The organism is Cloacibacterium normanense, from assembly GCF_002943105.1.
Lineage (GTDB): Bacteria > Bacteroidota > Bacteroidia > Flavobacteriales > Weeksellaceae > Cloacibacterium.
Genome location: NZ_PTPZ01000001.1, coordinates 345,094 through 368,160 on the forward strand (window position 1 = coordinate 345,094; position 23,067 = coordinate 368,160).

Annotated in this window: 18 protein-coding genes; 16 read left to right on the plus strand and 2 right to left on the minus strand. The window is 35.4% G+C overall.

Features of this window, described 5'->3' with window-relative positions:
- The first annotated feature begins 226 nt into the window (after window positions 1-226).
- From C3729_RS01590 to C3729_RS01645, 12 genes are all read left to right on the plus strand, one after another.
- Window positions 227-1,117 (plus strand): aspartate carbamoyltransferase catalytic subunit, encoded by an 891-nt coding sequence (locus C3729_RS01590; RefSeq protein WP_104792530.1) that lies wholly within the window; start codon window positions 227-229, stop codon window positions 1,115-1,117.
- 61 nt (window positions 1,118-1,178) lie between these two features.
- Complete coding sequence (locus C3729_RS01595) at window positions 1,179-2,258, plus strand: carbamoyl phosphate synthase small subunit (RefSeq protein WP_104792531.1); 1,080 nt, start codon at window positions 1,179-1,181, stop codon at window positions 2,256-2,258.
- A 26-nt stretch (window positions 2,259-2,284) separates the two neighbouring features.
- Window positions 2,285-5,464, plus strand: coding sequence for a carbamoyl-phosphate synthase large subunit (gene carB, locus C3729_RS01600; protein ID WP_104792532.1), 3,180 nt, complete (start codon window positions 2,285-2,287; stop codon window positions 5,462-5,464).
- Window positions 5,465-5,570: 106 nt separating this feature from the next.
- Complete coding sequence (locus C3729_RS01605) at window positions 5,571-6,185, plus strand: DUF2911 domain-containing protein (RefSeq protein ID WP_104792533.1); 615 nt, start codon at window positions 5,571-5,573, stop codon at window positions 6,183-6,185.
- 397 nt (window positions 6,186-6,582) lie between these two features.
- Window positions 6,583-7,626, plus strand: a complete 1,044-nt coding sequence (locus C3729_RS13440; RefSeq protein ID WP_104792534.1) for a bifunctional transcriptional activator/DNA repair enzyme AdaA — start codon at window positions 6,583-6,585, stop codon at window positions 7,624-7,626.
- Between the two features lie 161 nt (window positions 7,627-7,787).
- Window positions 7,788-8,153 (plus strand): rhodanese-like domain-containing protein, encoded by a 366-nt coding sequence (locus C3729_RS01615; protein ID WP_104792535.1) that lies wholly within the window; start codon window positions 7,788-7,790, stop codon window positions 8,151-8,153.
- Between the two features lie 200 nt (window positions 8,154-8,353).
- Entirely contained in the window at window positions 8,354-9,661 is a 1,308-nt protein-coding gene (locus C3729_RS01620) for a TolC family protein (protein WP_104792790.1), read from the plus strand.
- 15 nt (window positions 9,662-9,676) lie between these two features.
- Window positions 9,677-10,765, plus strand: coding sequence for an efflux RND transporter periplasmic adaptor subunit (locus tag C3729_RS01625; RefSeq protein ID WP_104792536.1), 1,089 nt, complete (start codon window positions 9,677-9,679; stop codon window positions 10,763-10,765).
- 77 nt (window positions 10,766-10,842) lie between these two features.
- Window positions 10,843-14,088, plus strand: a complete 3,246-nt coding sequence (locus C3729_RS01630; protein ID WP_104792537.1) for an efflux RND transporter permease subunit — start codon at window positions 10,843-10,845, stop codon at window positions 14,086-14,088.
- A gap of 16 nt (window positions 14,089-14,104) precedes the next feature.
- Window positions 14,105-14,407 carry a hypothetical protein gene (locus C3729_RS01635; protein ID WP_104792538.1) on the plus strand — a complete coding sequence of 101 codons (303 nt, stop codon included), beginning with the start codon at window positions 14,105-14,107 and terminating at the stop codon, window positions 14,405-14,407.
- 10 nt (window positions 14,408-14,417) lie between these two features.
- Window positions 14,418-14,624 (plus strand): DUF2892 domain-containing protein, encoded by a 207-nt coding sequence (locus C3729_RS01640; protein ID WP_069796528.1) that lies wholly within the window; start codon window positions 14,418-14,420, stop codon window positions 14,622-14,624.
- Between the two features lie 83 nt (window positions 14,625-14,707).
- Window positions 14,708-15,235, plus strand: coding sequence for a GNAT family N-acetyltransferase (locus tag C3729_RS01645; protein ID WP_104792539.1), 528 nt, complete (start codon window positions 14,708-14,710; stop codon window positions 15,233-15,235).
- Here the strand turns inward: C3729_RS01645 and C3729_RS13200 are convergent, their stop codons facing one another.
- Window positions 15,236-15,376, minus strand: a complete 141-nt coding sequence (locus C3729_RS13200) for a hypothetical protein (protein WP_164467601.1) — start codon at window positions 15,374-15,376, stop codon at window positions 15,236-15,238.
- A gap of 23 nt (window positions 15,377-15,399) precedes the next feature.
- Window positions 15,400-16,626: a phosphoserine phosphatase SerB gene (serB, locus tag C3729_RS01650; RefSeq protein ID WP_104792540.1), complete on the minus strand. Its 1,227-nt coding sequence runs from the start codon at window positions 16,624-16,626 to the stop codon at window positions 15,400-15,402.
- A 227-nt stretch (window positions 16,627-16,853) separates the two neighbouring features.
- Here serB and C3729_RS01655 point away from each other — a divergent pair, with 227 nt between their 5' ends.
- The 4 genes from C3729_RS01655 to C3729_RS01665 all read left to right on the plus strand — a co-directional run bounded on the left by C3729_RS01655 (window position 16,854) and on the right by C3729_RS01665 (window position 23,062).
- The gene (locus C3729_RS01655; protein ID WP_104792541.1) at window positions 16,854-18,407 is read left to right on the plus strand and encodes an aldehyde dehydrogenase family protein; all 1,554 of its coding nucleotides are present in this window, start codon (window positions 16,854-16,856) and stop codon (window positions 18,405-18,407) included.
- Window positions 18,408-18,624: 217 nt separating this feature from the next.
- Window positions 18,625-19,962 (plus strand): L-lysine 6-transaminase, encoded by a 1,338-nt coding sequence (gene lat / locus C3729_RS01660; protein ID WP_104792542.1) that lies wholly within the window; start codon window positions 18,625-18,627, stop codon window positions 19,960-19,962.
- Between the two features lie 131 nt (window positions 19,963-20,093).
- The gene (locus C3729_RS13180; RefSeq protein ID WP_133159928.1) at window positions 20,094-20,285 is read left to right on the plus strand and encodes a hypothetical protein; all 192 of its coding nucleotides are present in this window, start codon (window positions 20,094-20,096) and stop codon (window positions 20,283-20,285) included.
- A complete protein-coding gene (locus C3729_RS01665; protein ID WP_104792543.1) occupies window positions 20,279-23,062 on the plus strand; it encodes an amidohydrolase family protein in 2,784 nt (927 codons plus the stop codon). The genes C3729_RS13180 and C3729_RS01665 overlap by 7 nt, the downstream gene beginning before the upstream one ends.
- The last annotated feature ends 5 nt before the right edge of the window (window positions 23,063-23,067 follow it).

Sequence of the window (23,067 nt, forward strand, 5' to 3'; positions counted from 1 at the left end):
TTTTTAGCAAAGATATACTTATTTTGCAATAATAATGTTAAATAAAATTAATTTTTTCTAAAAATTTTGAAGGCAAAAAGTTAATATGTATATTTGCAACCAATGAAAACGATAAATTTTTTATTGAACATAAATATCGGACTTCAATCCGACGGACAAAATATTTTTATTTATTGAAAACGAAGCTGTTGGGGCTTCGTTTTTTTTGCTTAAAAACCAGAAAATCATGATTAAATTATCCAGATTGTCACTTGAAAGCGTTGAAAAATTATTAAATCAAGCGCTAGAATTCGCAAACGGCAAAACAGTAAAGGCCAAATCAGACATTTTTGTAGCGAATCTTTTCTTTGAAGACAGCACCAGAACGAAAATAAGTTTTGAGGTGGCTGAGAAAAAATTAGGATTGCACGTAGTGCATTTTGATGAGTCAAAAAGTTCTATCAATAAAGGCGAAAGTCTTTTAGATACGATTAAAACGCTGGAATCAATTGGGATAAACCTTTCCGTAATCAGACACCAAAAAACCAGATTTTATGATGAATTGAAAGGTGTGAAAATGGGTGTGGTAAATGCAGGAGACGGAATTGGACATCACCCAAGTCAAGCGTTACTAGATTTAATAACCATCAAACAAGAATTTGGTGATTTTAAAGATTTGAAAGTGGGAATCGTAGGAGATATCAAACACAGTAGAGTAGCCAATTCTGATGCAGATACACTGAGAAGATTAGGTGCGAAAGTATATTTTTCTGGACCAAGAGAATGGTTTGACGAAGGAAGTATAATGAATGGAACCTACAGAGATTTAGATGCAATGATTACTGATGTAGATGTGCTCATTTTATTAAGAATTCAGCACGAAAGACATGATGAAAAAATGAAATTGACGCCTCAAGATTATCTCAAAAAATATGGTCTTACCAAAGAGCGTGAGCAAAAAATGAAACCAAATGCCATCATCATGCATCCCGCTCCAATCAATAGAGGGGTAGAAATAGACAATGATTTGGTAGAATGTGAACGTTCTAGAATCTTTAAACAAATGCAAAATGGAGTATTTGCAAGAATGGCCATCTTGAAAAAAGTGTTAGAAGAAAGAGGTTTTGAATTTGAATAAATTAATACAGATAAAAGTGAAAAGTCAGAGTAATACTGCTCTGGAAATCTATTAAAAAGGAATGAAAAAGAAATTAATTTTAGAATCAGGTGAAGTTTTTCACGGACAAGGTTTTGGTGCAAATACCGATACTGAAGGAGAAGTGGTGTTCAATACTGGAATGACTGGTTATCAAGAACTCATTTCAGACCCTTCATATTGCGGTCAGATTGTAACCATGACTTATCCATTAATTGGTAATTACGGAATTAATAGAGATGATTTCGAAAGTATTGAGCCCGCAATTAAAGGCTTAATCGTGAGGGAATTATGTGATTTTCCTTCTAATTTCAGAAGTCAATTGTCTCTAGATGAATTTTTTGCCAAAAAAAAGCTATCAGGAATTTCAGGGATTGATACCAGAAAACTGACTAGAATTATCAGAAATCACGGGGTTTTAAAAGGAAAAATTGTAGATGAAAATGCAAATGAAACAGCAGTAATTGCTGAACTGAAAACTAAAAATTTCCCAACCAATCAAGTAGAGCAAGTTTCTACCAAAACGCCTTATGCAAGTCCGGGAAGAGGTTTCAAAGTGGTTTTAGTGGACTTTGGTTCTAAATTAGGCATCATCAGAGAACTTTCGCAGAGAGATTGCGACATCATCGTGGTATCTCAAGATACAACTGCAGATGAGATTCTGTTAATGAATCCAGATGGAGTAATGCTTTCTAACGGTCCTGGTGATCCACAAGATGTAAAAGGTGCTTCAGAATTAATTAATGGTTTACTTGGGAAAGTTCCAATCTTCGGAATTTGTTTAGGTCACCAGTTAATTGGTTTGGCTTGTGGAGCAAAAACCTATAAATTAAAATTCGGTCACAGAGGTGGAAATCACCCAGTTCTAGATTTAAAAACAGGAAAAGTAGCGATTACTTCTCAGAATCACGGTTATGCAATAGACGAAGAATCTCTAGAAAGCACCGATTTAGAAGTAACACACATCGCTCTGAATGATAAAACAAACGAAGGAGTTCGTCATAAAAAATATCCATGTTTTTCAGTACAATATCACCCAGAAGCAAGTCCAGGTCCAGAAGATGCGAATTATCTTTTTGATGAATTTGTAGAAATGATGGAAGAGTTTAAAATTAAGAACTAATTACTAAAAATTTGTAAAAAGAAAAAATGAAAAGAACAGATATTAAAACCATTTTAGTAATAGGAAGCGGTCCAATTATCATCGGGCAAGCTGCAGAATTTGACTATGCAGGAACTCAGGCTTGCCTTGCATTAAAAGAAGAAGGGTACAGAGTAATCCTCATCAATTCTAATCCTGCAACCATCATGACCGATGTAGAAATTGCAGACAAAGTGTATATAGAGCCTATTTCTCTTCCATTTGTAAGTCATATCATCAGAAAAGAACGTCCAGATGCGCTTTTGCCAACTTTGGGTGGACAAACTGGATTGAACATGGCGGTAGAATTACAGAATTCTGGAATTTTAGAAGAATGTGGAGTAGAAGTTCTTGGGACTAAACTTTCTGCCATCAATAGAGCAGAAGACAGAGATTTGTTCCGTGAATTAATGAGAGAATTAAACGAGCCGGTTCCAGATTCTGATATTGTAAATACAGTAGAAGGCGCATTAGCTTTTGCAGAAAAAATTGGTTATCCATTAATTGTTCGTCCTGCTTTTACCATGGGTGGAACAGGTGGTGGAATCGCTCATGATGAATACCAACTGACAGAAATTGCAGAACTTGGACTGAAATATTCTCCAGTGACTCAATGTTTAATTGAAAAATCAATTGCTGGGTTTAAAGAAATAGAATACGAAGTAATGCGCGACAAAAACGATAACGCTATCGTGGTTTGTAATATGGAAAACATAGATCCAGTAGGTGTTCATACTGGAGATTCTATCGTAGTTGCGCCTTCGCAAACGCTTTCTGACAGAGAATATCAGATGCTCAGAAATGCTTCACTTAAAATTATTAGAGCTCTCGGAATAGAAGGAGGCTGTAACGTACAGTTGGCTTTAGACCCTCATTCTTTCAACTATTATATTATCGAAGTAAATCCTAGAGTTTCTAGAAGTTCGGCTTTAGCAAGTAAAGCAACAGGTTATCCTATTGCGAAATTAGCTGCTAAAATTGCAGTGGGACTTACTTTAGACGAAATGCTTAATCCAGTTACAGGAAAAACTTATGCTTGTTTCGAGCCTGCTCTGGATTATGTGGTAACTAAAATTCCTAGATTCCCATTTGATAAATTCGAAACGGCTGACAGAAGACTTTCTACCCAAATGAAAGCAACGGGTGAAGTAATGGCGATTGGTAGAAGTTTTGAAGAATCATTAATGAAAGCTATTCGTTCTTTAGAAACGGGATTGCAACATTTAGGATTAAAAACCAAACCTGCACTTGCCTTAACAGACGAAGATATCGAACGCAGAATTAGAGTGTGTGATGACGAAAGATTATTCATCATAGGCGAAGCTTTAAGAAGAGGTTATGATTGGGAAACCATCGTAGAATGGAGTAAAATAGATAAATTCTTCGTTTGGAAATTCAAAAAACTGATTGATTTTGAAAAAACCATTGCGGAAAATAAATTCAACAAAGAAATATTACTGGAAGCGAAAAGATTAGGCTTCTCAGACATTAATATCGCACATCTTTGGGAAACAGACCACAGAGAAATCTTCAAGTTCAGAAAAGAAAACGGAGTGATGCCAGTTTATAAAATGGTAGATACTTGTGCTGCAGAATTTGAATCTGAAACCCCTTATTTCTACGGAACGTATGAAGAAGAAAACGAGAGCATCCCTTCGGTTAAAGAAAAAATCATCGTTTTAGGTTCTGGTCCTATCAGAATTGGTCAAGGGGTAGAATTTGATTACGCTACTGTTCATTCAGTTTGGGCAATCAAACAAATGGGTTACGAAGCGATTATCATCAATAACAATCCAGAAACCGTTTCTACAGATTTCTCGATTTCGGATAAGCTATATTTCGAGCCTCTAACAGAGGAAGATGTAATGAACATCATAGAACTCGAAAAACCAAAAGGAGTGATTGTACAATTTGGTGGACAAACCGCGATCAACCTTGCAGATAAATTAGCAGCTCATGGTGTAGAAATTCTGGGGACTTCTCTAGAAGATTTAGACAGAGCCGAAAACAGAGATAAATTCGAACATGCACTTCAAGAATTAGGCATTCCACAACCATTGGGTAAAACGTGTTTCTCTAAAGAAGAAGCAATTAAAATTGCCAATGAAATCGGATTCCCAGTATTGGTGAGACCAAGTTACGTTCTGGGAGGAAGAGCGATGGAAATAGTATACAACGATGCAGAATTAGACCATTACATGGAACATGCGGTAGATGCAAGTCCAGAACACCCTGTTTTAGTAGACCGTTACCTCACCGGAAAAGAAGTAGAAGTAGACGCGATTTGCGATGGCGAAACCACCGTAATTCCAGGAATTATGGAACATATCGAAAGAGCGGGAGTTCACTCAGGAGATTCTATTGCAGTATATCCTCCACAAACGCTTACTCCAGACCAGATTGCAACATTGGAAGATTATACCAAACGTTTAGCAAAAGGTTTGAAAGTAGTAGGTTTAATGAATATTCAGTATGTAATTTCTGATGGAAATGTCTATGTGATTGAGGTAAATCCTCGTTCATCAAGAACCGTTCCTTTCTTGTCAAAAATCACAGAAGTTCCGATGGCGAATTTGGCGACCAAAGCAATTCTCGGAGCAAATCTGAAAGATTTAGGCTATCAAGATGGATTGGTTCCAAATAAAGAAGGAATTTTTGTAAAAGTACCAGTCTTCTCATTCAGTAAATTAACAAGAGTAGATGTAACACTGGGGCCAGAAATGAAATCTACAGGAGAAGTAATGGGCAAAGATTCTACGCTAGAAAAAGCCTTGTACAAAGGTTTAATCGGTGCAGGTAGAAAAGTGCCTTTACACGGTTCTATCTTATTCACCATAGATGATGTAAATAAACCAGAAGCCGCAAAATTAGCAAAAAGATTCTACGATATCGGTTTCAAAATTTGGGCAACCAGAGGAACTTCTAGATATTTTAACGAACTTAATATTCCAACCAAAATTGGATATAAAATAGAAGAAGAAACAGAGAACTTAATCAGTTTAATCCAAAAAGGAAAAGTACAATATGTAGTGAATACCACTACGAAAGGAAAACAATCGATGAATGACGGGTTCTTAATCCGTAGAACTTCGGTAGAAAATGGCGTTCCTTGTCTTACCAGTATGGATACTGTAGAAGCAATGCTCAAAGTTATCGAAAGCATGACTTTCAAAATGGAAAAAATGTAAAAATTTTCTCTAGAAATACCAATCCTTCAAGGTTTTAAAACTTTGAAGGATTTTTTTTGTCTTGAAGGATTTTTTTTATCTTTATCAAAAATTAAAAATAAAAAATATGAAAAAACTGATATTTTCTTTAGCATTGGCAGTAAGTGTACACGCTTTTGCTCAACAATATAACATTCCAGCAGTTAGTCCAAGACAAACCGTAGAACAGCAATTTTCGGTGACCAAAATCTCTATAGAATATGGTAGACCTGCGGTAAAAGGAAGAAAAATCTTCGGAGAATTGGTTCCTTTCGGTCAAGTATGGAGAGCTGGAGCCAATGAAGCCACCAAAATTACTTTTGGTCAAGAAGTGCTTTTTGGCGGTCAAAAAGTGAAAAAAGGAACCTATGCATTGTATGTAGTTCCTCAAGAAAAAGAATGGAAAATCATTTTAAATAGAGGGGTTAACAATTGGGGAGCTTATACCTATGATGCAAAAGACGATGTAGCAACCACTACCGTTCCTGTAAAAATGATGAATGAAAAAATGGAGCGTTTTACCATTAATTTCGAAGACATTACAGACGAAAAACTGAATTTAGTTTTCGAGTGGGACAAAACCAGAGCAGATGTTCCGGTAGAAATTCTGAATGTAGAAGAAACGCTACAGATTATTGATAATTTAAAAGCCATTAAAAAAATAGAAAGCGATATCAAAAAGAAAAACGAACCGAAAAAGTAATTTTTGGGCGCGTCCTTTTTTTGCCAACGCTAAAAACGCTTTTAGAAATTTTTCTAAAAGCGTTTTTTCATCCGCCGAAAAAAGGTCGGTCTTCGTGTAGTCGCTTTTTTAATTTTTTTCTAAAAATTTAAAAAGAGCTCCAACAATACACTTCGCCCTCGCGCAAAAACAACAGAATTTTAAATAATTGTCACTCTGAGCGGTAGTCGAAGAGTCCCATCCAACATTTCACATCTAAAATCTCACATCTAAAATCTAAAATCAAAAATACTTGTTCATTTTTCGGTTGTATCATCCATTCCTAAAAATTTACATTTGCATTACTTTGTCAAAGTTTTAAAATCTTTGACAAAGTTTATCATATCTTTTTTCAATCATTATATATCAATCATCATTTATGAACTTACCTAACGATATCATGTATAATGCTTCTTTCAATAAAGATGCAAGTTTTGAAGGCGTTTTTTGGATGGGCGTAAAAACTACAGGAATTTTCTGTAGACCAACATGCACTGCCCGAAAACCAAAACCCGAAAACGTAGAATTTTTCAGCAATACGAAAGATGCGATTCTAAAAGGATATCGCCCTTGTAAGGTTTGTAAACCATTAGAAAAACTGAACGAAACCCCGAAATATATTCAGGAAATCATCACAGAATTAGCAGAAAATCCTTCTTTGAAGTTCAAAGATTACGACTTGGTAAAACGCGGAATAGAACCTGCAACCATGAGACGTTGGTTTCTGAAAAATCACGGAATCACGTTTCAGGCGTATCAAAGAATGTTCAGAATTAATTCTGCATTTAAGAAAATACAACAAGGCGAAACCGTAACAGAAACCGCTCTGGAAAGTGGCTACGAAAGTTTAAGTGGTTTTACCGAAAGTTTTAAAAATGTTTTCGGAGTGTCTCCTAAAAATTCTAAAAATCAGAAAGTAATTGATTTAAAACGCATCGAAACGCCACTCGGAACCATGTATGCTGCTGCAACGGATGAAGGAATTTGTATGCTAGAATTTACAGACAGAAAAATGCTGGAAACCGAATTAAAACACCTCTCTAAATCCTTAAATGCCAATATTATTCAAGGAGAGAATCCTTATTTTAAAATTTTAGAAGAACAAATTACCGAATATTTTGAAGGAAAAAGAAAAGAATTTACTGTTCCACTTCATTTTGTAGGTTCAGATTTTCAGAAATCAGTTTGGGAAGTGTTGATGAAAATTCCCTACGGTGAAACATGGAGCTATGCCCAACAATCTGAAATTTTGGGAGATAGCAAAAAAGTAAGAGCAGTGGCAAATGCCAATGGAATGAATAAAATATCCATCTTGGTTCCTTGTCACAGAGTGATTGGCAGCGATGGAAATCTTACAGGTTATGGCGGTGGAATTTGGCGAAAACAAAAACTACTAGAATTAGAAGGCGCTATTCTATTCTAATTATTTATGTTTTTTCAATTAAAACTTCGGTTTTAAATAGATAGCATCAATTCTTTTAATTTCTGTAACACTTGTTACAAAGCGGTTTTTCAGAAAAATTCAATTTTGCATTTAATAAAGATCAACAGAGTCTTTTTTAACCCAATAAATTGAGAATTTCCATGAAAAGCATTTGTCCTAATACCTTTCAAACGATGATAAACGATACCATTCAGTTGGTAGACGTCAGAGAACGCTATGAATTTGAATTGTATAAAATGAATCTTCCTATCGTAGAAAATATTCCCTTCAGCGAGATAGAAGAGTTATGGTCACATTTTGATGCTGATAAAAAAATCGTTTTGGTTTGTAACAACAGTGTCAGAAGTAAAAGTGTTGCCAAATACTTGGAAGACAGAGACTTTAACCAGATTTACTATTTAGAAGGTGGTTTGGTGAAATGGCAACAAAATAATTTACCTCTTTTTGGAAATCCACCAGAAATAATTTCCCATTCCCTTTCTATAACTGGAGAATGTTTAAATTGAAATATCGAAAATTACCTTTTGAAACGTCAGAATTTTTCTGGCGTTTTTTTCTTTCTAACAAAAGAATTTTCTGAATGTAACATAAGTTACTGCACATGATTTTTCTCACTTCTATTTTTGCCGAAGAAATAGAGAACGTATATTAAAATTCTCGATTTCAATAATTAAAATAAATGACAAAAAAGAAAAATTTAAATACAATGAGAAAATTTTTAACGGTAGTTTTTGTTTTTTCGCTCGTTCTGAAAGGTTTCTCTCAAGATACCATCAGAATTTCTAGAGCAGAATTAGAACAAAGAATGGTAGACCAAAATCTTCAAGTGAAATTGGCTAATGACGAAGCCAAATTAGCACAAGCAGAACTATTGGGAACGAGAGCAATGTATTTACCCAACGTAAATGCTTCTTACACCTTTTCGAATACCAATAATCCTTTGTATGCTTTCGGTTCTAAATTGAATCAAGAGCGTATCACGCAAATGGATTTTGACCCAGCTAAATTAAATGCTCCAGACGCGATTTCTAATTTCGCTACTAAAATTGAGGTGCAACAACCCATCATCAACATGGATGCGGTGTATCTTAAAAAAGCAGGACAAGTAAAATCTGAAGTTTTAAAAATTAAAGCAGAAAGAACCAAAGAGTACATTCAGTTTGAGTTCAAAAAAGCATATATGCAACTGCAATTAGCGTACAGAATGCTTGAAACACTTGAAAATGCTAAAACCACAACGCTAGCCAATAAAAAAGTAATCGACAATTATTTCAAAAACGGAATGATTCAGAAAACAGAAGTGTTGTACATAGACGTTCGTGTAAAAGATATTGAAAATCAAATCGCTTATGCGAATTCTAACATAAAAAATGCTTCGGATTACCTTTATTTCTTATTAGACGAAGAGTCTTTCAATAAGGTTTTCAAGCCTACTGAAAAATTAGAATTTCAAAACCAGATTTTAGAAAATACGGCTACACTAAATGTAGAAAGAAAAGACTTACAGGCGTATCAAAAATCTCTGGAAGCGTACGATTATCTGATTAAATCAACCAAAGCCAAATTTTTACCAAGATTAAATGCTTTCGGAAGTTTTGAATTGTATGATAACAAATTTGCACAATTTGGTGCCAATGGTTATTTGGCAGGAGTTCAGTTGTCTTGGAATGTTTTTGATGGATTAAAAGCAAAATCTGAACAGGAAAAATACAAAGCAGAACTCACCAAAGCACAAACCGAAATCACTCAGTATAATAGACAAAGTCAGTTAGAACTCAATAAAGCAAATCGCCAACTTCAAGATGCCGAAAATAAAGTAAATCTTACTAAACTAGCGCTGGAACAAAGCAAAGAAGCCTACAGAATTCGTAAAAACAGATACGACCAAGGTTTAGAGAAATCATCAGACTTATTAATGAGCGAAACCACGATGTCTCAAAAAGATTTGGAATATCAACAAGCTATTTTTGAATACAATGTCGCTTTAGAATACTATAAATTTTTAAAACAATAACAATAAAATCTACATATGAAAACATATATTTATTCAGCATTATTTTTAGGAAGCGTATTCCTTGCAAGTTGTTCTTCAGACGAAAATAAATCTTCAGAATTGAATGACAAACCAATCGCGGTTACCGTAAATAAATCTGCCACCAACGCAGTAGGTTCTAATGCTACAGCAAGTGGAAAATTAGTCGCTAAAAATTCGGTAAATGTTTCTACCAGAATGATGGGGTACATTACTGCAATGCGCGCAGAAGTTGGGCAATATGTGAATGCGGGTCAACTTTTAGTAAGCATCAACAGTACAGATATTCAGGCAAAAGGCGGACAAGCTTCTGCTGGAATAGCCCAAGCTCAAGCCAATTATAATATTGCGAAAAAAGATTTTGAAAGATTTCAAAATTTATATAAAAATCAATCAGCTTCTCAAAAAGAATTAGATGATATGAGAGCGCGCTACGAAATGGCTCAAGCTGGTTTACAAGCAGCTCAACAAATGAAAAACGAAGTAAACGCTCAGTACAGATATACCAACGTTACAGCACCTATTTCTGGTACGGTTACTGCGAAATATGCCAGTCAAGGGGATATGGCAAGTCCAGGAATGCCTTTACTAACTATAGAATCTCCGGGAGCTTTGCAAGCGCAAGTTTTGGTTTCTGAACAGAATATTACCCTTTTAAAATCTGGAATGTCTGTAAAAGTAACTTTAAAATCTACCAACAAAGAAGTTTCGGGTACGGTTTCAGAAATCAGCAAATCTTCTGCAAATACAGGTGGACAATACATGGTGAAAATCAATGTTCCTGCTTCTAAAGATTTATTACCAGGGATGTTTGTGAATGTTCAGTTTCCTTTCAAAAATTCTGGAAATGTAAACCAAGATTTTCAGGATGGCGTAATGATTCCTAAATCTGCAATTGTAGAAAACGGACAGTTAACCGGCGTTTATACCGTAAGTTCACAAAATACAGCAGTTCTAAGATGGGTAAAAGTGGGTAAAACTTTCGGTGATCAAGTAGAAATTTTATCAGGTTTAAATTCAAATGACAAGTACATCATTTCAGCACAAGGAAAATTGTTTAACGGTGCAAAAGTTAGTTTAAAATAATATGAGTTCCGAGATACGAGATACGAGTTTTTTACTCGAAACCCGTAACCCGAAACCCGTAACAAATAGAGAATAGTATGGAAAAAGGATTTGCAGGACGCATCGCCGAGTTTTTTATCAATTCAAAATTAACAATTTTGTTGATGATTGCATTGATGATTATTGGGGTGTACAGTTCCACATTAATACCAAGAGAAGAAGAGCCACAGATTATTGTTCCGATGGCAGACGTAATGGTAGGTTATCCCGGTGCTTCACCGAAAGAGGTAGAAAGCAGAGTGGTAAAACCATTAGAAAAAATCATCTCAAACATAAAAGGAGTAGAGCACGTTCATTCTATGGCAATGAACGGACAAGCCATGATTATCGTTCAGTTTTATGTAGGCGAAGATACAGAGCGTTCTTACGTGAAACTCTATGACGAACTCATGAAAAATAAAAATATTTTTCCGAAAGGCGTTTATGAACCGATGGTGAAAACCCGTTCTATTGATGATGTTCCGATGTTGGGTTTAACACTTTGGAGTGAAAAATATAACGATTACGAACTTCGTCAGATGACAGAAGAATTGTCTTCGGAAATCAAGAAAATTAAAGACGTTTCTTTAACCAAAGTCATTGGAGGAAGAAACCGCCAGTTAAAAGTTGAGTTAGACAAAGATAAAATGGCTGAATTGAGCATTGATGCATTAAACGTAATGCAAATGATTCAAGCCAATAACGGAAGTTCACAATCAGGAAGTTTTGATTCTAATGACACAGAATATCTATTGACGACAGGACAGTTTTTAAGTTCTGCAGAGGATGTAGAAAATTTGGTGGTGGGAACTTCGCAAAATATGCCAGTTTACTTGAAACAAGTCGCAAAAATAGAAGATGGAGCGCAATCTCCAGCGAATTATGTGAGTTTCGGTTACGGAAATGCTAATGAAAATGGCAAAAAATTCAAATCAGAATATCCTGCGGTTACACTTTCGGTTTCTAAAGTGAAAGGAGCTGATGCAATGAAAATTTCGGAGCAAATTTTGGATAAAGTAAATGAATTGAAGAAAACTTTAATTCCAAATGATGTTCATGTAGAAATTACGAGAAACTACGGAGAAACCGCTTCTCACAAAGTTTCAGAATTATTAATGCACCTTGGTGTAGCGATTTTAGCGGTTACCATTTTGGTAATGCTCGCAATGGGTTGGAGAGGCGGATTAGTCGTGTTCTTCTCAGTTCCTTTAACCTTTGCATTAACGCTTTTCAGTTACTATATGTTGGGTTACACCCTAAACAGAATTACACTTTTCGCATTGGTTTTTGTGGTGGGAATTGTAGTAGATGACAGTATTATTATTGCTGAAAACATGCACCGACATTTCCACATGAAGAAATTGCCATTCAAACAAGCGGCTATTTATGCCATTAATGAAGTTGGAAACCCAACCATTTTGGCAACGTTCACCGTAATTGCTGCCATTTTACCAATGGCTTTCGTAAGCGGAATGATGGGACCTTATATGTCTCCAATGCCAATTGGTGCTTCTATTGCGATGATGCTTTCATTGTTCGTAGCGTTAACCGTTACTCCTTATTTAGGTTATCATTTATTGAAAGTAAAAGATAACGAAGAGCACAAGGAAGAACAGGGAATGGAAACCAGCAAAATATATAAAATTTACAAAAAAATAGAGCAGCCATTCTTAGACAGCGGCAAAAAACGTTGGACGATGATGGGAATTACGGTAGTACTATTGTTGATTTCTATGTTGGCTTTCGCTACAAAATGGGTAGCAGTAAAAATGCTTCCTTTTGACAATAAAAATGAAATCCAAGTGGTGATTGATATGCCAGAAGGAACGACTTTGGAAAGAACGGCATCAGTTTCTCAAGAAATTGCGCAGTACTTGAAAACCGTTCCAGAAGTGGTGAATTATCAGTCTTACGTTGGATCTTCTGCACCGATTACTTTCAATGGTTTGGTTCGTCACTACGATATGCGTGGACAAAGCAATACCGCTGATATTCAGGTGAATTTATTACACAAAGAAGACAGAGATAATCAAAGTCACGATGTAGCGAAGAATATTCGTCCAGAAATTCAGAAAATTGCGAAAAAATACAATGCCAATGTAAAAATCGTAGAAGTTCCACCTGGTCCGCCAGTTTTATCAACCATTGTTGCAGAAATTTATGGCCCAGATTACGATGAGCAAATTAAAGTAGCCAACCAAGTTCAAAATATTCTGAACAATACAGATGATGTGGTAGATGTAGATTGGATGGTAGAAGCGCCACAAAAAGAGTTTAAATTGGTTGCTGATAAAGAAAAAGCAATGTTGAACGGTGTTGCACCAGCGCAAATTGTAGGAAATCTTACGTATTTAATGGGTGAACATCCTATCGGAAATCTGTATGATGAAAAATCAAATGATGCGGTAGATATCGTAATGAAATTGAATGATGCGGATAAAACATCAATTACTGACATTACTGATTTGAAAATTAAAGGACAAATGGGGAATATGGTTCCTGTAAGTGATTTAGTGAAAGTTCAGCGCGAAGAATTACAGAAAACCATTTACAGAAAAGACCAAAAAAGGGTAGTGTATGTATTAGCAGATATGGCAGGAGGTTTAGAAAGTCCAGCCTATGCAATCTTAGGAATGGAAGAGAAATTGAAAAAAATACAACTTCCAAAAGGATATTCTATTAATGAACTGTACATGAATCAGCCAACTAATGAAGACGATTACACGGTGAAATGGGACGGAGAATGGCAAATTACGTTAGAAGTATTCCGAGATTTAGGAGCAGCTTTTGCAGTGGTAATTATCATTATCTACATGCTGATTGTAGGTTGGTTCCAAAACTTTAAAACACCAATGGTCATGATGGTTGCGATTCCGCTTTCTTTGATTGGTATTGTACTTGGTCACTGGTTATTAGGAGCGTTCTTCACCGCAACTTCATTCATCGGAATGATTGCTTTAGCGGGAGTCATGGTAAGAAACTCGGTATTGCTCATTGACTTTATAGAAATTCGACTCAATGAAGGAATTCCAATTAAACAAGCGATTATAGAAGCAGGAGCTGTAAGAACTACACCAATTTTATTAACAACGGGAGCGGTAGTTATAGGAGCGGTAATCATCTTATTCGACCCTATTTTCCAAGGATTAGCCATTTCATTAGTTTTTGGAGCAATCGTTTCTACTTTGTTGACGCTAATTGTCATTCCGTTGATTTATTACATGACCGAAAAGAAAAAATGGGAGAAAATACACGCAGATGAAAAAAGTGAATATGGTGAGATTTCTTCAGAGGATAACTTATAAAAAAAATGTATTCAATATGAAACTTTTAATGATTACAGCGATTAGAGAATTTGAGAAAAATGTAAAAGATATTCTCAATCATTCTGGAGTAAAATCTTTTTCATATCACTATGTAAAAGGTTACAAAAATGAAAGCGATGGCAGTTCAGAAAACTGGTTCGGAGCTTCACACACTGAGATAGATTCTGTATTATTTGCCGTTTTTATCGACGAGAATTTTACTGAAGAAGTGTATAGAAAAGTGGAGTTTTTCAATGGAAAACAAAAATCCCTTTCTAAAATCCACGTGGCTACAATGAATATAGAAAAATCAATATAACAATAAAAATATGAAGACAAGAGTAATCCACGGGTTCGCAGGAACCATGATATTAACAAGTTTGTTACTGGGAATTTTTGTACACCAAAATTGGTTTTGGTTAACAGGTTTCGTAGGTGCTAATTTGTTTCAAAACGCTTTTACCAACTGGTGTTTGTTAAGTACCATTTTAGAAAAATTGGGCTTAAAAGACGAAAAAGACACTTGTTGTAACTAATAAATTTTCAATTGTGTTTATAGGCTTCGTTTGTATTTTACAAATGGGGCCTTTTTTTTATTACATTTGTTAAAATTAACATCATGGATTTCAGCATACAACCCATTTTAGAAACGCACAAAGTAAGACTGGTTCCGCTTCAGGAATCAGATTTCGAAAGATTGTATCAAGTCGCTTCAGACCCTTTGGTTTGGGAACAACACCCGAATAAAAACCGTTTTCAAAAAGATATTTTTAGAAATTTTTTTGATGGAGGCATGATTTCCGAAGGCGCTTTTATCATCATCGATAAAATGAGCAATGAAGTAGCGGGAAGTACCAGATTTTACAGTTATGACGAAGATGAAAACTCTATTTTCATAGGCTATACTTTTTATGGTAGGAAATTTTGGGGCGGTCAGTTGAATCCTATTGTTAAAAAAATGATGCTAGACTACATTTTCCAATATGTAGATTTGGTAAAGTTTCATGTAGGCGCAGAAAATTGGCGTTCCCGAAAAGCCATGGAAAAATTAGGAGCCGAATTCAAAGGAGAAGTAATGGTAGCCTATCATGGAGAACCTACCAAACAAAATGTAGAATATTGGATTAAAAAAGAAAACTGGAAATAATTACATACAACCTTTCAAAGCATTAGCTCCCCAAATAATAGCAATCAAAGAAAGCGTTCCTTTGACTGAGAAAAATAAAATGCCGAGCCAACCGTATTTTTTAAGAAGGGTTTTCCATTTTGGAGTCTTTTTTTCTTCCATAAATATTTTTTTTAATTAAAATGTTAAAAATCTTCGTTGATGTGTTTATCTCTAAATCCTAAAAAGTATAAAACCCCGTCTAAACCAATGGAAGAGATAGATTGTCTGGCATTTTCTTTAACCTTTGGTTTGGCGTGAAAAGCAATTCCCAAACCTGCAATGTTCAGCATTGGTAAATCATTAGCGCCATCTCCTACAGCAATCACTTGATCTAATTCTATATTTTCTACCTGAGCCAAAAATTTCAAAAGTTCTGCTTTTCTGTTTCCATCTACAATGTCTCCCAAATGTTTCCCCGTAAGCTTTCCGTCTTTTATTTCGAGTTCGTTGGCATATAAATAATCTACTCCAAAACGTTTTTTTAGATATTTCCCGAAAAAGGTAAATCCTCCAGAAAGAATAGCGATTTTATAACCACATTTCTTTAAAATATGCATCAGTCGGTCTGCACCATCCATAATCGGAAGATTTTCTGCAATTTCTTGCAATACAGATTCGTCTAAACCTTCGAGAAGCGAAACACGTTTTTTAAAACTTTCGCTAAAATCTATTTCGCCGCGCATCGCTGCTTCGGTGATGGCTCTTACTTCTTCACCAGCTCCAGCTTTTTCTGCTAATTCATCAATAACTTCTGTTTTGATTAAAGTAGAATCCATGTCAAAACAGATTAATCGTCTGTTTCTGCGGTAAATATTATCTTTTTGGAAAGAAATATCAATGTCTAATGCGCCACTTAAAGTCACAAATTTTTCGTGAATCAAATTCACATTTTGAGGAGTTCCACGCACCGAAAATTCTATACAAGACCTGTTTTGACTATCGTCTTCAGAATCGAGTGGAATTCTTCCCGTCAAACGTTTAATGGTATCGATGTTGAGACCTTGCTCTGCAATAACTTTGGTGACATGAGCTAATTGGTTGGCTTCTATTTTTTGACCAAGAACCGTAATTACGTAGCTTTCTTTACCTTGCCTAGAAACCCATTGATCATAGTCTGCTCTTTCTATGGGCGTAAATTTCGCTTGTACACCAAGTTCGTATGATTTAAAAAGCAAGTCTTTCAAAATATTGCCTTGCATTTGTGGGTCTAATCGAAACAAAATGCCTAAAGATAAAGATTGATGAATGTTTGCCTGACCAATATCGAGAATCGTTGCATTGTGTTTACTTAAAATTTCAGTGAGCGATGAGGTTACCCCGGGTTTATCTTCTCCAGTAATACTCATTAATACAATTTCATGTTTGGTCATATCAATTCTTTGCCCAAAAATACACAATTTCTGCAAAATTCCCTTTCACTAACTTTCGTTTTCTTTTCTGAAATTTTTAATTTAATAGATATTTTATCTTTCAAATTCTTTTATTGTAAAAAATAAATTTATCTAACGTTTAATTTTGAAAAATATTTAACAAAATGCGAATTTTTTTATTGATTCTTTAAAATTTGATATATTTACCGAAATTCAAATTCAACATAATGTCAAAGAAAAATAAAGATTTCGGGATTGAAAAAGTTTTAAAAAATTTAGGAATTAAAGCAGAGAATAAAGGTACTTCTACCGGCGGAAAATGGTTTGCCACAGGAAAAGTAATCGAAAGTTACTCACCAGTAGATGGAAATTTAATTGCTAAAGTCACCGCTTCTTCTAAAAAAGACTACGAAAAAGTAATCGCAGAAGCAGAAAAAGCATTCAAGGAATTCAGATTGATGCCAGCTCCAAAACGTGGAGAAATCGTAAGACAGTTTGGCGATAAACTCAGAAAACATAAAGAAGATTTAGGAAAACTCGTTTCTTACGAAATGGGGAAATCACTGCAGGAAGGTTTGGGCGAAGTTCAGGAAATGATAGACATCTGCGATTTTGCAGTAGGTTTATCTCGTCAGTTACATGGTTTAACCATGCATTCAGAACGTCCAGGTCACAGAATGTACGAACAATATCATCCATTAGGCATTGTAGGAATTATTTCTGCATTCAATTTTCCAGTGGCCGTTTGGTCTTGGAATACTGCGTTAGCTTGGATTTGTGGAGATGTTTGCGTGTGGAAACCTTCAGAAAAAACACCATTGTGCGGTATTGCTTGTCAAAACATCATCACAGAAGTGCTTCAAGAGAATAATCTTCCTTTAGGAATTTCAAATTTAGTCATCGGAGATGCAGAAATTGGGGATTTAATGGCAAAAGACACTAGAATTCCTCTAGTTTCGGCAACAGGTTCTACCAGAATGGGAAAAATTGTAGCTCAAAATGTAGCGGCTAGATTAGGAAAATCTCTTCTAGAATTAGGAGGTAACAATGCAATTATCGTAACACCGGATGCTGACATTAAAATGACGGTAATTGGTGCGGTTTTCGGAGCGGTAGGAACTGCAGGTCAACGTTGTACTTCAACCAGAAGACTCATCATTCACGAAAGCATTTATGATAAAGTAAAAGATGCGATTGTAGCAGCTTACGGACAATTAAAAATAGGAAATCCTCTAGATCAGAATAATCACGTAGGTCCGCTGATTGATACAGATGCTGTGAAAATGTACGAAGAGGCATTGAAAAAAGTGAAAAAAGAAGGCGGTAAACTGATTGTTGAAGGGGGCGTTTTGAAAGGAAAAGGCTACGAAAGCGGTTGCTATGTAAAACCAGCGATTGCCGAAGCTGAAAACCACTTTGAAATTGTACAGCACGAAACTTTTGCGCCGATTTTATACTTGTTAAAATATTCAGGAGACGTAGAAAATGCCATTGAAATTCAAAATGGAGTAGCGCAAGGTTTATCTTCTGCGATTATGACAAATAATCTTAGAGAAGCTGAAAAATTCCTTTCTCACGCAGGTTCAGATTGTGGAATTGCCAATGTAAACATCGGAACTTCTGGTGCTGAAATTGGTGGAGCTTTCGGTGGAGAAAAAGAAACAGGAGGCGGTAGAGAATCAGGTTCAGACGCTTGGAAAGTTTACATGAGAAGACAAACCAACACCATCAATTACACCACAAACCTACCTTTAGCACAAGGAATTAAGTTTGATTTGTAAAATGCTAGATGTTAGATGCAGGATGCTGGAAGTCTGATTAAACAAGCAACGAAGTTGCGTAAGAAATAGCATAGTGCGAAGCGCTATAAAAATATTATAAATTGAATCGCACAGCGATGAATGATTTCAAAGAATTGTAATTTATTCCAATAATTTAAAAAACATCAAAACATCAAATCAACAAATTAACAAATTAACAAATTATCACATTAATCATATGAACAAAACAATAGAATTAAGCCACGAAGTTGCAGGCAACAAAGTAAAAGCAACATTAGGAAAACATATTTTAGCAGATGGTTTTGATTTCGTAATGGATTACGAAAAATCTCACGGCTCTTGGATTCATGACCGTTTAACAGGAACAGAATTTCTAGATATGTTTTCTATGTTCGGTTCTGCTTCTGTGGGTTATAATCATCCCTATATCGTAGGAAAATCTGCTTGGTTAGGCAAAATGGCGGTGTACAAACCTACCATGTCTGATGTGTATTTGCAGGAATATGCAGATTTTGTAGAAACTTTTAGCAGAGTTGCGATTCCAGAAGAATTGCCGTATTGTTTCTTTGTAGAAGGAGGAGCTTTAGCAGTAGAAAATGCTTTGAAAACAGCTTTCGACTGGAAAACCAGAAAAAATTGGCTCAAAGGAAGCAAAACAGAAGGTTCTGTAGCAATTCACTTTAAACAGGCTTTCCATGGAAGAAGTGGGTATACACTAAGTTTAACCAATACCAACGACCCAAGAAAATATCAATATTTTCCATTGTTTGATTGGCCAAGAATCATCAATCCGAAATTGTATTTCCCAATCACCGAAGAAAATTTACAGGAAACCATCAAGAATGAACAATTGGCTTTTGTACAGATTGAAGAAGCGATTTTATCAAATCAAGATAAGGCAGCTTGTATCATCATCGAAACCATTCAAGCAGAAGGTGGAGATAATCATTTCCGTGATGAATTTTTAGTAGAATTAAGAAGAATCTGCGACGAAAACGAAATGTTGCTCATTTTTGATGAGGTGCAAACAGGAATCGGAATTACAGGTAAAATGTGGGCGTTCCAAAATTACAGCGTAGTTCCAGACGTGATTTCTTTCGGGAAAAAAGCACAAGTTTGTGGTATTTTGGCAAGCAAAACCAAGCTAGATGAAGTAGAACACCACGTTTTTGCTGAAAGTTCTAGAATCAACTCTACTTTCGGAGGGAATTTCATTGATATGCTAAGATTCCAATTGGTTTTAGAAATTATTGAAAAAGAAAATCTTTTAGAAAATGTTCAGAAACAAGGTGAGTTTTTATTAGAAGGTTTGCAAAAACTTCAAGCGAAGTTTCCGCATCTAATTTCTAATGCAAGAGGAAGAGGATTAATGTGTGCTTTTGATTTACCGGATGGAAAAGCAAGAGCCGATTTCCAAGAAAGACTCTTCGAAGAAAACGTAATTGTACTCATTTGTGGCGAAAAATCGATTAGATTCCGTCCACATTTGAATGTGACTCAAGAAGACTTGCAATTTGCTTTGGATAAAATAGAGAAAATTGCTTCCAACTACTAAAACTTTTAACATTTACTATATTTCTCACAATCGTTCAATTTTTAAAAATTGGGCGATTTTTTTTGACCTCTTTTCATTTCAAAAAATATTCCTATTTTTAAAAAATCTAAAAATAGTTCATTATTATTGATATGAAGAAAGTATTGAGTCTCTTTTCTTGCATTCTTTTCAGTTGGATGCAAGCGCAATTAGGGTATTGGCAAAATGATACCACTACCAAAGATCAAAGCATTTATGCAATTAGAAACATTACCTTGTATCAGGATTACAAAACAGTGATTCCAGATGCAGTTTTGGTCATTCAGAAAGTGGCAAAGTGTTAGAATCGGGTAAAGTAGCAATCCCGAAAAATGCAGTGGTGATTGATGGGAAAGGAAAGTTTGTCTATCCTTCATTTATTGATTTGTATACCAATATTGGCGTAGAAAAAGCTGAGGCAAAACAAGCAGATTCTAGAAGTATATATTTGCCTAATACCGCTTCTGCAGCAGCGTACAATGATGCTGTAAAAGCCTATTCTAGGGCAGTAGATCAATTTACCAATCAAGGAAAAGACTACGAAGAATACTTAAATCAAGGTTTCGGTACAGTTTTAAGTTTCAATCAGGATGGAATCGTGAGAGGTTCTGCGGTGCTGTACAATTTAGGAAACGGAAAACCTGCAGAAAAAATCATCAAAGAAGATGCTGCACTCATGCTTTCTTTTGATAAAGGCAGTTCTAGGCAGTCTTATCCTACTTCTTTGGCGGGTTCTATTGCCTTATTGAGACAGTTTTATTTAGATGCAGATTGGTATGAAAAAGGAGGAAATGCAGTAGAGAAAAATCTAAATTTAGAAGCTTTTAATCAATATAAAAAATTACCAACCATCATAGAAACTTCTGAAAAATGGGACGTTTTAAGAGCGGATAAAATTGGGGACGAAGCCTTACAACAATTCGTTTTTATGGGTTCTGGAAATGAATACCAGAGAGCCAAAGAAATGAAATCTACAGGGGGATTCTTCTTATTGCCTTTAGAATATCCAAAACCGTATCAGGTGAATGATGCTTTAGATGTGGAAAATGCCAATGTTGCTGAATTAAAGCATTGGGAATTAGCGCCTTATAATGCCATATTTCTTCAAAAAGAAAATGTAGACTTTGCCTTCACGATGAACAAGTTGAAAGACAAATCTTCATTCTTAGGAAAAATAAGAGAACTCTATAAAAATGGTTTATCTAAAGAAGTAATTCTGAAATCTTTGACCGAAAACCCTGCAAAAATTGTAAAATCTGAAGCAAATTTGGGGAATTTAAGAAAGGGAAGTTATGCTAATTTCTTATTATTTACTGAAGATTTATTCAGCAAAGATGCCGTTTTACAGGAAAATTGGGTGGCAGGTAAAAATTTCGTAGTCAATAAATTGTTAGACCAAGACATTAGAGGAGTGTATCAACTCACCATCAATAATCAGAACTATGATTTAAAAATTGCAGGCTCTCTTCTGAAGCCTGAAGCTAAAGTAAGTCAGGAGAAAAAAGACGGAAAAGCAAAACTAAACGTAAGCGACTATAAAATGGCTCTGGAATTGGTTTTACCGAAAGATTCTGTACAGAATTATAGAATTCTTTATCCGCTTGCAGATTATAAAAACACCAATGGTTTTGCCCTGAACAAACAAGGAAACAAAGTTCCTTACAGCATCACTTTCGTAAAAAATAATGAAACCGAAACCAAAAAAGAAGAAGAAACGCCAAAAGAAATCGGTAAAATTTGGTATCCTTTTGCAGCTTTTGGAAGCGAACATGTACCGACTCAAAAAGACTATATCATTAGAAATGCTACGGTTTGGACCAATACCTCAAAAGGAATTGTAAAAAATTATGATGTTAAAATTTCTAAAGGAAAAATCGTAGAAGTAGGAACTCAGTTAAGCAAAGGAAACGCTGAAGAAATTGATGGAACCAACTTGCATTTAACCAACGGAATTATCGATGAACACACGCACATCGGACTTTCTAGAGGAGTAAATGAAGCGGGAAGCAACTCTTCTGCGGAGGTAAGAATGAGTGATGTTATCAATCCTGATGATGTGAATTTTTACAGACAAATTGTAGGTGGTGTTACCACAGCTCAACAACTGCATGGTTCTGCAAACCCAATTGGTGGGCAGTCTTCCATTGTAAAATTTGCTTGGGGAGAAAATGCAGAAAATATGAAGTTTCCAAATGCACCTCAGTTCATCAAATTTGCTTTGGGAGAAAACGTAAAACAATCGAATTGGGGCAATAATCCTAATCGTTTTCCTCAGTCGAGAGGTGGAGTAGAACAGGCATTTGACTTTTGGTTTACCAGAGCTTTAGAATATGAAAAAGAAAAGCAAACCAATAAAAATTACAGAAAAGATTTAAGACTGGAAACGCATTTAGAAATTTTAAAATCTAAACGCTACATCACGTGTCACTCTTATGTGCAGAGCGAAATCAACATGTTTATGAAAATTGCAGAGAAATTTAATTTCAAAGTCAATACGTTCACGCACATCTTAGAAGGGTACAAAGTGGCAGACAAGATGAAAATTCACGGAGCAAATGCTTCTACATTCTCAGATTGGTGGGGTTACAAAGAAGAAGTGAGAGAAGCGATTCCTTACAATGCAGCGATTTTATTAAAGTCTGGCGTGAATACAGCCATCAATTCAGATGATGCAGAAATGGCGAGAAGACTCAATCAGGAAGCAGGAAAATTAGCAAAATACGGAAATATTTCTCAAGAAGAGGCTTGGAAAACCGTTACCCTTAATCCTGCCAAAATGCTAAAGTTAGACCAAAAATTAGGAACAATTGAAGTCGGTAAAGATGCTGATTTGGTATTGTGGACGGACAATCCATTGAGTATTTATGCCACAGTAAATAAAACTTTTGTAGACGGAAAACTCATTTTTGATGCTCAAAAGCAAGCCGAAAAAGATGAAATGGTAAAGAATGAGAAAAACAGAATTATTCAAAAAATGTTATTCTCTGACGATGCTAAAAAAGGAAATACCCAATCGGTAAAAACAGAGCAAAAGAAATTGTATCACTGTGACACTTTAGAAGAAGATTTTCATCAACACTAAAAATT